This is a genomic window from Rhizobium sp. Root708, assembly GCF_001429725.1.
Classification (GTDB): Bacteria; Pseudomonadota; Alphaproteobacteria; order Rhizobiales; family Rhizobiaceae; genus Rhizobium.
In genome coordinates this window covers 35,344-49,361 of the sequence record NZ_LMHV01000001.1, presented here as the reverse complement: position 1 = coordinate 49,361, position 14,018 = coordinate 35,344, and the positions used below count along the sequence as shown (strand labels likewise).

Here is a 14,018-nt window from a genome sequence, read left to right as displayed (position 1 = left end):
AACGCAGATAGGGATCTCCCATGACTATCAGAACCATCCTCCTGAGCTCCGCGGCAACCGTCGTACTGACAACCGGCGCCCATGCCGCTGACGCCATCGTCGCCGCGGAGCCGGAGCCCGTCGAATATGTCCGCGTCTGCGATGCCTACGGCACCGGCTTCTTCTATATTCCGGGAACTGAAACCTGTCTTTCGATCGGCGGCTATATCCGCGTCGAGGAGCGCTTTGGGCGCGACCGTTCCGGCACATCCGACTGGTCTGCGTGGACGCGCGGGCAAACGACCCTGACGTCGAAGAGCGAAACGGAATACGGCACGCTGACCGGCGTCGTGACCCTTCGCTTCAACGCCGAGAACGCAACCAACCAGACTGCCCTTCTCCAGGAAGGCTACATCGACATCGCCGGCTTCCGCGCCGGCATGCAATATTCCTGGTGGGATAACGACCGCAGCATCGGCACCGGTGAAACCGACGTCATCTCGAGCAACCAGACGATCCACAACGCCTTCCGCTACATGTACGAGACGCCCAACTTCAGCGCCGGTGTCATGGTCGATGAGCTCGAGGATGCCTACCGCACGAAGCCGGGCGAGGGCCCTAACAACGTCGGCATCGAAGGCCAGTTGTTCGGCAAGGCCGGCGCTGTCAGTGGCTACCTGCTCGGTGGTTACGACACCGATACCGAGGAAGTCGCGCTTCGCGGCATTCTCTTTGCCGATATCGGACCGGGGCAGCTCGGCCTCTACGGCCTCTGGGCAAGCGGCGCAAACTATTACTACGAGGAATCCGAGTGGGCGCTCGGCGCGCAATATGTCTACAAGGCTACCGACAAGCTCTCGATCATCCCCGGTTACCAGTATTTCAGCAAGATTTCCCTGGATAGCAGCGGCGACTTCACCGGTGGCGACGCCTGGCGAGCTGGTATGACCGTCGACTACAAGGTCGCCACCAACCTGCTGACCAAGCTCAGCGTCCAGTACTACGATCCCGACAACGCGAAGGATCAGGTTCAAGGGTTCCTGCGCTTCCAGCGTACCTTCTAAGGCACGCTGTAGGGGCTGCGCGAATGCGGCCCCTGGACCATATGGGCGCGCGGAATTGGCGTGCTGGCGGCAACGGCGGCGTTCATCTAATTCGATGCCGCCCGCTTAATTCTGCAAGTGAGCCGTATCGCCGGCTCGCGGCTCCAACAAGCGGAACTCCAGCATCAGATTGCGCTGCAGGATGGAATGGTTGTCGTCGGACACGATTACCAGATGCGTGGTGCCGTCCTCGGCCGTGAAGGTATCCAGGCCTTCCATGTTGTCGATCTGATAGCCGAAGTCGCCCTGCAGCAATATCTCGCCGTCCATCACCGCGCCGGGGCGTATGTCGGCCGCCTTGATGCGGCGGATGCGCATTCCGATGCCTTCCGCCATGTTGAAGCGACGTTCCAGCAGCAGGAGATCGCCGTCAGGCAGGAAGGCTCCGTCCGTGGCGTCGAAGTCGCCGTAGTGGGCGAGCGCCAGTTTTCCTTTCAGAGGTCCATCAAGGATCGCTGCCAGGGCGTTCCCGGATGTATCCAGGCTGCGCTCCGCGACGATCAGCGTCCCGCCCTTAAGAGCGCTGTCGATCGGCGCCACAACTGTTGTCTCGAAGCCGCGATTGGCACGCAGCGATTTCTTCGGAAACGGAATGGGGATGGTCTCGATCGCAGGCAACGCCTCGAAGCCCGGATCGGGATAGATATCGACGCGATGATCCTGTTCGAAGGAAACCAGGATGCCGTCATTGCGCAGGGCAAGGCCCTCGGCGTCCATGTGGCCCTTGCCCTCGAAGCTGCGCCCGGCCCGGTTTCTCATTGGCGCAATCGCCACGTCGGCAAGGCCGGAGAGCCGGCCCTTGGGATCACGCTCGATGCGCCCCGTCATCCAGTGGCCGGTATCGAGCACGCCGACGAAATGCGTCTTGTCCGGTCGAAAGCGGATCGATGACAGCGAGCCGAACAGGCGCTGCGGTGAGACCATCTCAAGCCCGCCGAGAAATTCCAGCGAACCGAACTTGGTCTCATCGGAGCCGATCTGGAAATCGGTAATGATACGGCTGTGAACCTCGACGTCGCCGTCCGCAAACGCCGGCGGCATGACAGCCGCCAGGCCAATGGCAATCGAGATCAGGCTGGCGAAGGGCTTCCCGAGCATCCAGAAAGCGTCCTTTCGCGGTTAGCCGGCGCGGCGGAGGCGACCGCCCCGCGGCTGGACGGTCTTGTCTTCGAAGAGCGATGCAAGCTGCTCGGTCATGGCGCCCGCCAGTTCGTCCGCATCGACGATGGTCACCGCGCGCCTGTAGTAGCGGGTGACGTCGTGGCCGATTCCGATTGCCAGAAGCTCGACGGGAGAACGCGTCTCGATGCGGTCGATGACGGCACGCAGATGGCGCTCCAGATAGTTGCCGGGATTGACCGACAGCGTCGAATCGTCGACCGGCGCTCCGTCGGAAATCATCATCAGGATCTTGCGTTGCTCGCGCCGCGCGATCAGGCGGTTGTGCGCCCACATCAGCGCCTCACCGTCGATGTTTTCCTTCAGCAGGCCTTCGCGCATCATCAGGCCGAGATTGGCCCGCGCACGGCGCCAGGGTGCGTCGGCCGATTTGTAGATGATGTGACGCAGATCGTTGAGACGGCCGGGCGTCTGTGGCTTGCCGCTGCCAAGCCACTTTTCACGCGCCTGTCCGCCCTTCCAGGCCTTCGTCGTGAAGCCGAGGATCTCGACCTTGACGCCGCAACGCTCCAGCGTGCGGGCGAGGATATCGGCACAGGTTGCCGCGACCGTGATCGGACGGCCGCGCATCGAGCCGGAATTGTCGATCAGCAGCGTCACGACGGTATCGCGGAATTGCGTGTCGCGCTCCATCTTGAACGAGAGCGCCTGCATCGGGTCGATGATCATGCGCGTCAGACGCGCCGGATCGAGATAACCTTCTTCCAGGTCGAAGTCCCAGGATCGGTTCTGCTGCGCCATCAGGCGGCGTTGCAGCCGGTTGGCCAAACGACCGACCGCGCCCTGAAGGTGCGCAAGCTGTTTGTCGAGGAAGGCGCGCAGGCGTTCCAACTCGGCCGCGTCGCAGAGTTCCTCGGCGGTGATCGTCTCGTCGAATTCTTCGGTGAAGACGTGGTAGTCGACCTTCTCGTTGAAGTCGTCGAAGGGCGTGTTCGGACGGCGGGTTTCACCCGGCGTCTCGGAATCTTCCTCGCCTTCTTCCTGCATGTCGTCGTCGGAGATTTCGGCGCCCTCGGTCTCGCCATCCTCCATCTGCTCGTCGGCGACTTCGCTGTCCTCTACCGGTGCTGCATCCGATCCGGCGTCTTCATCGACTTCGTCCTGATCCTGCTCGTCGCCACCGGGCTTGTCTTCCTGCTCCGAATCGTCATCGGAATCCGGCTGATTGTCGTCGTCGCCATACTCTTCCGCCATCTCCATGGCCGAAAGCATGTTTCGGATCGCCTTCGAGAAGGCCGGCTGATCGTTGATGACGCCGGAAAGATTTTGGAGTTCGGGTCCGGCCTTGTCCTCAATGAACGAACGCCAGAGGTCGAGCACTTTCCCCGCCGAGGCCGGCGCCTTTTCGCCGGTCAGCTTCTCGCGCACCAGCATGGCCATGGCTTCGCCGATCGGGGCGTCTTCCTGTCGCTCGATGCCTGAGAAATTCGCCTTGGAGTATTTCTCCTCGGTCATCGACCGGAGGTTTGCGGCAACGCCTTCCATCCGCAGCGCGCCGATGGATTCCACGCGAGCCTGCTCGACGGCGTCGAAGATCGCGCGCGCGTCGGAGCCTTGCGGCGCCATCGTCGCGTGCACCTTGTCGTCGTGGCAGGCAAGCCGCAATGCCATCGAGTCGCCGAGCCCGCGCGTTACCGAGAGCTCATGCAGTGTCGGACGCTTGGAAATCTCCGGCAGACGAATCCGCTCGGCCGTCATTCCAGGGCGTTCATTGGCGAAGGTCACCTCGACGTCGCCGTCGCCGGCGATCGCGCGTACGCTGCCGGTTATCGCCCGGCGCAACGGTTCGACGTCGACAGGCGAGCCGGGCTTTGCTTTCGAATTGTCACCGCGAGCAGCCATGATCGGTCGGCCTTAAGCCTCCAGAACGATGTTGGCAGCGCTTTCCTTCAGCTCGACGCCGAAAGCACGCTGGTAATGCTCGGCCACCAACGGGCGCTCCAGTTCGTCGCACTTGTTGAGGAAGGTGACGCGGAAGGCGAAGGCGAGATCGCCGAAGATTTCGGCATTCTCGGCCCAGGTGATGACAGTCCGCGGGCTCATGACGGTCGACAGGTCGCCGTTCATGAAGGAAGCGCGCGTCAAGTCGGCAACGCGGACCATCTTGGAGACGGTGTCGCGGCCTTCCTTGTCCTTGCCGAAGGCCTTCACCTTGGCGGCGACGATGTTCACTTCATGGTCGTGCGGCAGGTAGTTCAGCGTCGTGACGATCGACCAGCGGTCCATCTGCGCCTGGTTGATCTGCTGCGTGCCGTGATAGAGGCCCGTCGTATCGCCGAGACCGATGGTGTTTGCGGTCGCAAACAGGCGGAAGGCGGGGTGAGGGCGGATGACGCGGCTCTGGTCGAGCAGCGTCAGGCGGCCGGACGATTCCAGAACACGCTGGATGACGAACATGACGTCGGGGCGGCCGGCGTCATATTCGTCGAAGACGAGCGCGACATTGTGCTGGTAGGCCCACGGCAGGATGCCGTCCTTGAATTCCGTTACCTGCAGGCCGTCCTTGACGACGATCGCGTCCTTGCCGACGAGATCGATACGGCTGACGTGGCTGTCGAGGTTGATACGAACACAGGGCCAGTTCAGACGAGCGGCAACCTGTTCGATGTGCGAGGACTTACCCGTGCCATGATAGCCGGAGATCATCACACGTCGGTTATGGGCGAAGCCGGCAAGAATGGCGAGCGTGGTTTCGCGGTCGAAGAGATAATCGGTATCGAGGTCCGGAACATAGGCGCTGCCCTGGCTGTAGGCCGGCACGCGGATGTCGGAATCGATACCAAAGACCTCCCTGACCGAAACGGTGGTGTCCGGAATCTCCGAAATATCAAGGTCAATCTTGCTCATCATGTCTCCAAGGCGGGTGCCCGACACCCGGCCATACTGTCTCAGCCCATTTCGCAACCATGACGCCGCAAAATAACCTGCGCTCGTTCATGTCGGAACGTCGGCGATGCTTCTCCGGGACTGAAACGAAACCTCGGGGGCGATAAATTACCGCTAGCGAGCATTCTTGAACAAAGTCCCGGACAAGAAACGCCGCGCCCGGAAGTGGCCAAGGCGCCTGTGGGACAAACGCAGAAACTTATGCCGCGGTCGCCTGCGGCCTCAGCCGTTTGGGACCATACCTGATTGAAGACCAAGAGCAAGGACAGGAACTAACAAAAACCGTTCTGCTTCAATAATTGATAGGCTTGGATAACGGCGCGGAACCGTTCCTCCGAACCACGGTCGCCGCCGTTGGCGTCGGGGTGGTGCTTCTTGACCAGTTCCTTGTACCGGCTCTTGATCTCCGAGGAGGTCGCGCTGGCCTCCAGGCCCATCGTGTCGAAAGCCTTGGCCTCCAAGGTTTTCAGCTTGCGCTGCTCGGGGAAGCGCGGGCCGTTTCCCTTGCTGCCGTTGACGAAGCCGAAGGGATCGCGCACCCGGTAGGAACCGGAGCGCATGTCGGACTGCAGCGGGCTGTCCTTGGCCGACTTGTTGACGCCGACCGTCCAGGTGGGGCGATGGCCGGTTATCGCTTCTTTCTGATAGCGCGCGATCTCGCCGTCGGAGAGGCCGGAGAAGTAGTTGTAGCCCTTGTTGTAGTCCTTGACGTGCTCGAAGCAGAACAGAAAGAACTGCCCCTCGGCGTTGCGTCCGACGGGAGCGCGATGCACGCCTTTTTTGTCGCAGCCGTCCCACTGACAGGAAGGGGGAGCCTGTTCGGGTTCCTGCTCGCGTTTGCGGCGGGTGCGGATACGGTCGAAATATTTGGAATCGAGTCTCATGGCGGCTTTAATTTTAGGCCTGCGAAGAGGCGACAACAAGAATTGACAAACGGGAATGTTGCTGGCTTGGTGGGAACCTTTTTCGCAAAGCAACGAGACCATGACCCTGCAGACCCGCATCGAAGAAAAGCTGACCGCCGCGTTCGCGCCGGAGCGCCTCAGCGTCATCAATGAAAGCCATCTTCACGCAGGTCATCAACCTGACATGACGGGCGCCGGCGAGACCCATATGCGGGTTCGCATCGTCTCCGCCATGTTTGCCGGCATGCCGCGACTGGCAAGGCACCGCGCGATCACGGAGCTTTTGAAGCCAGAACTGGATGCCGGATTGCATGCGCTCGCAGTTGAGCCGGCGGCCCCGGGCGAACCGGTGCGCTGGTAGCGGACGCTGTCCTTATATGGGTGACCTGGCGGCACTTTCCAATGCGGCCAGGCCGGCGATGTTTTCAGCGGATCAGCAGGGCCGTCGCGTAGAGCCCGAAGCCGAAGACCGTGTGCGCCACCAGATTGAGGAAGCGGACCTTGTTCGGATTCGGCGTCTTTGACGCCGCCCAGCCGATGCCGAGGCCGGGCTGCAGCAGAAACCAGCCGGCACCGACGGTAACAATCGACCAGATCCACGCCGGCAGGAAGGTCGGCTGCGCCAGCCAGCCGGGTCCGGTGAGCAGCACAAGCAGGACGCCGTAGAGAATGCCGACGGCATAATGGCCGATCCAGCCGAGCGCGAGTTCGTGATCGTAGGGTGCGGCCTTGCCGATGTCGTCGTGAAAAACCTTGCCGTTCTTCAGGTGCCAGAACCAGCGGCCGACAGGTGCCCAGTTCGGCAACGGCGTGCCGGTGGCTTTTGCATAGAGGATCGCCCAGATGTCCATGAGGACGGTGGCCCCGACGCCGACAACGACGGCCCGCAAGAAAATATCAAACATATCAAATCCATAATGGTGATGTCGCAGCGGACTCCTCTCCGTGGCGACAGTGGGTAGGATGCCCGCCTCAGGTCGGGACGGCGTCGTTTTCTTCGACCGGCCTGATGCGCAGTTTGGTTATGCGGTTCTTTTCCCGTTTCATGACGATGAAGCGCTTTTCGTAGAATGTGAAAGCCTGCCGCTCTTCCGGGATGGTCATCGACTCGTGGATGACGAGGCCAGCGATGGTCGTCGCCTCCTCGTCGGGCAGGTGCCAGTCGAGCGCGCGGTTGAGGTCCCGAATCGGGACGTTTCCATCGACCACGATCGAGCCATCCGCCTCCTGACGCACGCCTTGTATGTCGATGTCGTGCTCATCGGCAATGTCGCCGACGATTTCCTCGAGGATGTCTTCGAGCGTCACGATGCCCTGTACCTCGCCGTATTCGTCGACGACGACGGCGAAATGCTGCTTGCGGCGGAGGAAGGCGTTCAACTGCGCTTCGAGGTTGGTGCTGTCCGGCACAAACCACGGCTTCTGGGCGATCTTGACGATATCGAGCTGTTCGGGCTCGGCATCGCGTTCGGCAAGCGCGCGCAGCAGATCCTTGGAATGCACCACGCCGATGATGTTGTCGGTCGTCCCACGCCAGAGCGGCATGCGCGTGAACGGGCTTTCGAGGATGGTGCGCACGACCGCCTCGGGTGGATCGTCGGCGTTGATGGCCCGCATCGCCATGCGGTGAACCATGATGTCGGAGAGCTCGAGTTCGCCAAGATCGAGGACGCCGCCCAGGCGGTCTCGGTCGGCCTTCACGACCGATCCTTCGCGATGCAGGAGATCGACGGCGCCGCGCAATTCCTCATGCGCGGAAAGCATCGAGACCTCGCGTGAGAGGTTGATGCCGAAGAGCGCCAGGATCCGACGGACGATCGCGTTGACGAAGGACGATAGCGGGCCGACGACGGCGACGAACATCTTGACCGCATAGGCCGTTTTCAGCGCAAATCGATCCGGCGTCGAAATCGCCCAGCTCTTCGGCAGCACTTCCGCGAAAATGACCAGGATAACAGTCATTGCGAGGGTCGCGAGCGCAACGCCCGAGTTGCCGAACAGGCCGAGGAACAGGCTTGTCGCCAGCGAAGACGAGAGGATGTTGGCAAGGTTGTTGCCGATCAGCAGGGCGCCGATCAGTCGGTCGCGGCGCTCGATCAGCTGCCGCACGACCCCCGCGCGCTCCTCGCCATTGGCTTCGAGCGTGTGGATGCGGCTGCGGGAGACCGCTGTCAGCGCCGTTTCCGAACCGGAAAAGAACGCCGACATCAAAACGAGGGCCACGATGGAGACAATTTCCGGCCAGTATGCGGAAAGAAATGCCAGCGCGCCTTCGAGGGTCATTGCGGGTGTTTCTCCTTGAGGAAGCTCAGCACTTCCGAGGCGGGAACATCATTGGCGACGAAGGACTGTCCGATGCCGCGGGTGAGGATGAAGGTCAGCTTGCCGCCCTTCACCTTCTTGTCCTGGGCGATTGCATCCATCAAGACTTCGGCCGGCGGCAGCGCCCCCGGAATGTCCGAAATGCGGGTCGGCAGACCGACAGCCTTGAGGTGGGTCTCGACGCGGCGAGCGTCATCGGGGCTCGCAAGGTTTATGCGCGCCGAAAACTCGTGCGCCAGAACCATGCCGATCGAAACGCCTTCGCCGTGAACCAGGCGCGCGCTGTCGTAGGCGGTTGCCGCTTCCAGCGCGTGGCCGAAGGTGTGGCCGAGATTGAGGAGGGCGCGCTGGCCGTTCTCGTGCTCATCGGCGACGACGACATCCGACTTCGCCTGGCAGCTCGCGGCGATCGCCTCGATCCGTTCGCCGCCGCCCGCGAATACCGATTTCCAGTTGGCTTCCAGCCAGGCGAAGAAATCCGGCTTGTCGATCAGGCCGTATTTCGCGACTTCGGCATAGCCGGCGCGAAACTCGCGAGCGCTCAGTGAATTCAGGACATCGGTATCGGCGAGCACGAGGTCCGGCTGGTGGAAAACGCCGATCAGGTTCTTGCCGTGGCGGCTGTTGATGCCCGTCTTGCCGCCGACCGAGGAGTCGACCTGCGACAGCAGCGAGGTCGGCACCTGCACGAAACGGACGCCACGCCTGACGATACCGGCCGCAAAGCCGGAGAGGTCGCCAATAACGCCGCCGCCCAATGCGATGACATAATCGTTGCGCTCGATCCTTGCTTCGAGGACCTTGTCGCAAACGGTCATCAGGGGCTCGAAGCTCTTGGTCTTTTCGCCGGCCGGCAACACCAGGGTTGCGGAGGCGATGCCCGCTGCTTCCAGGCTGTGAACCAGCGCCTCGAGATAGAGCGGGGCGACGTTCTCATCGGTAATGATGGCTGCCTTGCGGCCCTTGAGGCGCGCTGCGATCTCGGCGCCGGCGCGCGCAATCAGCCCCGGCCCGATCAGGATGTCGTAGGCGCGGTCGCCGAGCGGCACATGAACCTTGCGTTCGGAGGCGGAGGCAATCGCATTCATCAGGCTGCACTTTCGGTTCTGGAATCGATCACGGCTTTGAGGACCTCGTCGGCCATCAGCTCCTTGCGAACATCGCGCGACAGCACGGTGAGGTCGGCGAGCTCGTAGATCGGATAACGCGCGTTCATGAGATTTTCGAGGGTCTGCCTGGGGTTCTCGGTCTTCAGCAACGGCCGTGTATCGCGCTTGTTGACCCGCTCCCAGAGAACTTCGAGCTCCGCCTTCAGCCAGATGGAGACGCCGCCCTTCTTGATGTGCTTGCGCGTCCTGTCGTTGATGAAGGCGCCGCCGCCGGTGGAGACGACGCGGGGGCCGTTCTTCAACAAGCGCTTCATGACGCGGGTTTCGAGCGCACGGAACTCTTCTTCGCCGTAAGCCGCGAAGAGTTCGGTGATCGACATGCGGGAGACCTTCTCGATCTCGGCGTCGCTATCAACGAAAGGGATGCCCAGCTGCTGGGCGACGATCCGACCGACGGAAGATTTGCCGGCACCCATCAATCCGACCAGGATCAGGTTGCGAGAACCGAGCGCAGCACGAGCTCTGTCTTTCAAGCTTTCGGCAACGATCAGAACTGGGTCGCTCATTGGTCCATTCACACTTTGTTTGCGAACGGTATCGACAAATGCAGGTGTAGCGTCAAGTCGCGGGCAAGGGAAACGTGGTTCAAAAGCGTCTTCTTGCACTTGCAAACATGCTTCTTCATAAAGAAGCAGATCCATGGAGTTGCTGAATGCCGAGTCTGTTCCGTTTTCTCGCCGTCTTGGCGGTCATCGCTGGCGCGATATACGGAGCGATGTGGGCACTCGTTGTGTTCGTCGAGCCGCAGGAACGCGACGTGACGATCCGCATTCCCTCCGAGCGGATCAATCCTCCGGCGACCGGCGCCATAAACCCGTCCAAGAAGTGAGCCGATGAAGGATCTCGGCTGGGTTCACGTCGAAGCCTTTCTGGAAATGATGAGTGCCGAGCGCGGCGCTGCGGCCAATACGCTCTCTTCCTATGAGCACGATCTGGACGATCTGCACAGCTTTCTGAGCGGCAGGGGCGTGCGTCTGCTGGAGGCGGTGTCGGCGGATCTATCCGCCTATCTCTCTTCGCTTGCCGGGCAAGGGTTCAAACCGTCCTCGCAGGCACGGCGTCTGGCGGCGATGCGCCAGTTCTACAAGTTCCTCTATGCCGAAGGGCTGCGTACCGACGATCCGACCGGCGTTCTCGATGCGCCGAAGAAGGGCCGGGCGCTGCCGAAGACGATGGGGGTCGACGAGGTCGGCCGGTTGCTTGAGCAGGCGGAGACCGAAGCGCAGGATCCGGCGCCGGGCCAATTGCAGCGACTTCGGATGCTGGCGCTTCTCGAACTGCTCTACGCGACCGGCATGCGTGTCAGCGAGCTCGTAACGCTTCCCGTGCGCGTGCTTGATCAGGACGGGCGCTTCCTGATGATCCGCGGCAAGGGCAACAAGGAGCGGCTGGTGCCGCTGTCGCAATCGGCGATCGCGACGCTGAAGCTCTATGGGCGGATGCTGGCTGCGGAGAACGCCGCGGCAAAGGTGCCGCAGGAAAGTCCGTGGCTATTCCCGGCAGCGTCGAAGGAAGGCTATCTGCCGCGTCAGGTTTTCGCGCGTGACTTGAAAAACCTTGCGATCAGGGCAGGTCTCACCCCATCTATGATCTCGCCGCACGTGATGCGGCATGCATTTGCAAGCCATCTTCTCGCCAACGGCGCGGATCTTCGCGTCGTACAGGAATTGCTCGGACACTCAGACATTTCAACAACGCAAATTTATACGCATGTGTTGGAGGAACGGCTTCAACAACTGGTCCAAACGCACCACCCCCTTGCCAAACAGGCCAAAAAGCAGGAATAGGACCGGCAACAAAGGGTGAGATTGTAGAAACTCGCCCCGGCACAAGGAACGGAAACGCACCTCATGCACAACTATCTCGACTTCGAAAAGCCGATCTCCGACCTCGAAGGCAAGATCATCGAACTGAAGAAGCTCGCCACGGAAGACGAGAGCATCGACACGTCCGATGAAATCGGAAGGCTCGAAGTTCGCGTTCGCGAAGCGATGGTCGACATCTATTCGAAGCTCAACGCCTGGCAGAAGACGCAGGTCGCGCGGCATCCGCAGCGACCGCATTTCGTCGATTACGCCAAGACCCTGTTTCAGGAATTCACGCCGCTTGCCGGCGACCGCAAGTTTTCCGAGGATGCTGCGATCCAGGCAGGGCTTGCCCGCTTTCGCGGCCAGCCCGTCGCCGTTCTCGGCCAGGAAAAGGGCAACGACACGAAGAGCCGCCTGAAGCACAATTTCGGCAGCGCCCGGCCGGAAGGCTATCGCAAGGCGATCCGCGTTCTGGAAATGGCTGACCGCTTCGGTCTCCCCGTCATCACGCTTGTCGATACAGCAGGCGCCTATCCGGGCGTCGGCGCCGAAGAGCGCGGCCAGGCTGAAGCCATCGCCCGCTCGACGGAAATGTGCCTCGGCCTCAAGGTGCCGATCATCTCCGTCGTCATCGGCGAAGGTGGCTCCGGCGGCGCGATTGCGATCGCAACGGGCAACCGCGTCTACATGCTGGAGCATGCGATCTACAGCGTCATTTCGCCTGAGGGTGCGGCTTCGATCCTCTGGCGCGATTCCGCCCGTGCCAAGGAAGCGGCCACCAACATGAAGATCACCTCCGATGATCTGAAGGCACTCGGGATCATCGACGGGATCATCGGCGAACCGCTCGGCGGTGCGCACCGTGACCCGGACAGCGTGATTGCCGCAACCGGCGACGTCATCGCCAATGCTCTCGGCGAACTTTCCAGCCGCTCGGGCGAGCAGCTTCGCAACGATCGTCGCCAGAAATTCCTCAATATGGGACGCAATCTCTAAGCGCCGAGCTTCCCGCCCCCGTGCATTGCGGCCAAACCTTGGCCACAATAATGTTATGAATAACATTCACCCTTGCGGGGGCGTGGGCGAACGTCATAGGCATTAGCAGATCGTAAACTATAAGGCGCTTATGATTCGACGCGCACACGCGCGTGCATGTCTGCATACTGTTGATGGGCTGGTTTGAATGCGCATTCGTCATTTTGCATCTATTTCCCTGATGGCCCTGGCACTCGCCGGCTGCAATGACGCATTGGAATCGACCACGCAGGTCGACCTTTCGAAGGTCAAGAACAAGGTCGAAGAACCGCTGCCGTCTCGCATCCTTTCCGAGATGTCGGCCAAGAACATGGACCGCAATTCGCCGATCATGATCCGCATCTTCAAGGAAGAAGGCGCGCTGGAGATCTGGAAGGCGAAGACGGACAATCGCTTCGACAAGATCGCGGACTACAAGATTTGCGCCTGGTCCGGACGTCTCGGACCGAAGGTGAAGCAGGGCGACCGGCAAGCGCCGGAGGGTTTCTATAACCTCAGCCGCGCTAACCTGAACCCCAATTCCAAATATTACCTGGCAATCAATACCGGTTTCCCGAACCGCTACGACGCGGTGAACGGTCGGAACGGCACGGACCTGATGATCCACGGCGCATGCTCGTCGTCGGGTTGCTACTCGATGACGGACGAGCAGGTTCTGCAGATCTATGCTTTCGCGCGCGACGCCTTCAAGGGCGGGCAGACGAGCGTGCAGCTTCAGGCATTTCCGTTCCGCATGACCGCGGAAAACATGGTGAAGCATCGCCTGAATCAGAACATCGAATTCTGGAACATGCTGAAGGTCGGCTACGACAACTTCGAAGTCACCAAGCGTCCACCGGATGTGAATGTCTGCGAGAAGAAATACGTCTTCAATCAGCAGACGGCTGATGGCGGCGGTTTCAATCCCGCCGGCAAGTGCCCGGCGATGTCGACGCCTCCGGCCTTGACTGCCGCGCTGGCATCCTACGGCAAGACCTATGATCTCGCTTATACCAGGGCGTTGAAGGAATTCGACGGCATGGCCTGGTATGATCCTACCGAAGCTGAGCGCAAGGCCGTCGTTGCCAAGCAGCGCAAGGGTCATGACCTCGCCTATGCGCCGACCGGTACCTCGCTCGAGGCTGGCCGCATGGTCAAGGTGGCCGATCTCGAAGGCATGATGGCCAACAAGACGGCGACGACCCTTGCCGCCAATGCAGCTCCGGCCTCCACGCCGGCAGCGGTGGCAGCAGCGGTAAAGTCAACCGATGTCGCGATCGCCGATCCGGTCAACGTGCCGGTCCCGACGCCAAGCCCGCTGGCACCGCAGAGCCAGATGGCGACAGCGTTTGCGCCGGTCGAGCAACCCGAATCGATCGAGGTCGCGTCGAAGAAGCCCTTCTGGAAGTTCTGGTCGAAGGACTGATGGCGTCTGCCATTTCCTATGATTTGCGTGGGCTGAAATGTCCGCTGCCGGTTCTCAGGACCAGGCGCAAGCTATCGTCGCTGCCGTCTGGCGCGCTGGTGCTCGTCGAGACCACCGATCCACTGGCAGGGATCGATATTCCGCATTTCTGCAATGAAGACGGGCACACGCTGCTGGAGACCGAAAAGACCGAAACCGGTCATCGGTTCCTGATCCAGAAGCGATAG

Annotated in this window: 15 protein-coding genes; 7 read left to right on the top strand and 8 right to left on the bottom strand. The window is 61.3% G+C overall.

What is annotated here, in order from left to right; translation table 11 throughout:
• The first annotated feature begins 20 nt into the window (after positions 1 to 20).
• On the top strand, positions 21 to 1,043 hold the full coding sequence (locus tag ASE04_RS00220) for a porin (RefSeq protein ID WP_056810108.1): 1,023 nt from the start codon (positions 21 to 23) through the stop codon (positions 1,041 to 1,043).
• Between the two features lie 105 nt (positions 1,044 to 1,148).
• On the opposite strand, the gene ASE04_RS00215 is transcribed toward ASE04_RS00220, so the two are convergent.
• From ASE04_RS00215 to ASE04_RS00200, 4 genes are all read right to left on the bottom strand, one after another.
• Positions 1,149 to 2,180: an esterase-like activity of phytase family protein gene (locus ASE04_RS00215; protein WP_056810105.1), complete on the bottom strand. Its 1,032-nt coding sequence runs from the start codon at positions 2,178 to 2,180 to the stop codon at positions 1,149 to 1,151.
• 21 nt (positions 2,181 to 2,201) lie between these two features.
• Positions 2,202 to 4,103, bottom strand: a complete 1,902-nt coding sequence (gene cobT, locus ASE04_RS00210; RefSeq protein ID WP_056810101.1) for a cobaltochelatase subunit CobT — start codon at positions 4,101 to 4,103, stop codon at positions 2,202 to 2,204.
• A 12-nt stretch (positions 4,104 to 4,115) separates the two neighbouring features.
• Positions 4,116 to 5,108, bottom strand: coding sequence for a cobaltochelatase subunit CobS (gene cobS / locus ASE04_RS00205; protein WP_056810098.1), 993 nt, complete (start codon positions 5,106 to 5,108; stop codon positions 4,116 to 4,118).
• A gap of 311 nt (positions 5,109 to 5,419) precedes the next feature.
• Entirely contained in the window at positions 5,420 to 6,031 is a 612-nt protein-coding gene (locus tag ASE04_RS00200; protein ID WP_056810096.1) for a J domain-containing protein, read from the bottom strand.
• A gap of 100 nt (positions 6,032 to 6,131) precedes the next feature.
• On the opposite strand from ASE04_RS00200, the gene ASE04_RS00195 reads away from it, so the two are divergent.
• Positions 6,132 to 6,413 (top strand): BolA family protein, encoded by a 282-nt coding sequence (locus tag ASE04_RS00195; protein ID WP_056811241.1) that lies wholly within the window; start codon positions 6,132 to 6,134, stop codon positions 6,411 to 6,413.
• Positions 6,414 to 6,477: 64 nt separating this feature from the next.
• On the opposite strand, the gene ASE04_RS00190 is transcribed toward ASE04_RS00195, so the two are convergent.
• From ASE04_RS00190 to ASE04_RS00175, 4 genes are all read right to left on the bottom strand, one after another.
• Positions 6,478 to 6,957: a DUF2938 domain-containing protein gene (locus ASE04_RS00190; RefSeq protein WP_056810093.1), complete on the bottom strand. Its 480-nt coding sequence runs from the start codon at positions 6,955 to 6,957 to the stop codon at positions 6,478 to 6,480.
• Between the two features lie 67 nt (positions 6,958 to 7,024).
• Entirely contained in the window at positions 7,025 to 8,335 is a 1,311-nt protein-coding gene (locus ASE04_RS00185; RefSeq protein ID WP_056810090.1) for an HlyC/CorC family transporter, read from the bottom strand.
• Complete coding sequence (gene aroB / locus ASE04_RS00180; protein WP_056810087.1) at positions 8,332 to 9,462, bottom strand: 3-dehydroquinate synthase; 1,131 nt, start codon at positions 9,460 to 9,462, stop codon at positions 8,332 to 8,334. Before aroB ends, ASE04_RS00185 begins: the two co-directional genes overlap by 4 nt.
• A complete protein-coding gene (locus tag ASE04_RS00175; RefSeq protein WP_056810084.1) occupies positions 9,462 to 10,049 on the bottom strand; it encodes a shikimate kinase in 588 nt (195 codons plus the stop codon). Before ASE04_RS00175 ends, aroB begins: the two co-directional genes overlap by 1 nt.
• Before the next feature lie 146 nt (positions 10,050 to 10,195).
• Between ASE04_RS00175 and ASE04_RS31100 the strand changes: the two genes are divergently transcribed.
• The 5 genes from ASE04_RS31100 (at position 10,196) to ASE04_RS00155 (ending at position 14,018) form a co-directional block, all read left to right on the top strand.
• Entirely contained in the window at positions 10,196 to 10,372 is a 177-nt protein-coding gene (locus ASE04_RS31100) for a hypothetical protein (RefSeq protein WP_200960665.1), read from the top strand.
• Positions 10,373 to 10,376: 4 nt separating this feature from the next.
• Complete coding sequence (xerD, locus tag ASE04_RS00170; RefSeq protein ID WP_056810079.1) at positions 10,377 to 11,330, top strand: site-specific tyrosine recombinase XerD; 954 nt, start codon at positions 10,377 to 10,379, stop codon at positions 11,328 to 11,330.
• Positions 11,331 to 11,393: 63 nt separating this feature from the next.
• Entirely contained in the window at positions 11,394 to 12,347 is a 954-nt protein-coding gene (locus ASE04_RS00165) for an acetyl-CoA carboxylase carboxyltransferase subunit alpha (RefSeq protein ID WP_056810075.1), read from the top strand.
• 187 nt (positions 12,348 to 12,534) lie between these two features.
• Positions 12,535 to 13,791, top strand: coding sequence for a L,D-transpeptidase family protein (locus tag ASE04_RS00160; RefSeq protein WP_056810072.1), 1,257 nt, complete (start codon positions 12,535 to 12,537; stop codon positions 13,789 to 13,791).
• Positions 13,791 to 14,018 carry a sulfurtransferase TusA family protein gene (locus tag ASE04_RS00155; protein ID WP_056810068.1) on the top strand — a complete coding sequence of 76 codons (228 nt, stop codon included), beginning with the start codon at positions 13,791 to 13,793 and terminating at the stop codon, positions 14,016 to 14,018. Before ASE04_RS00160 ends, ASE04_RS00155 begins: the two co-directional genes overlap by 1 nt.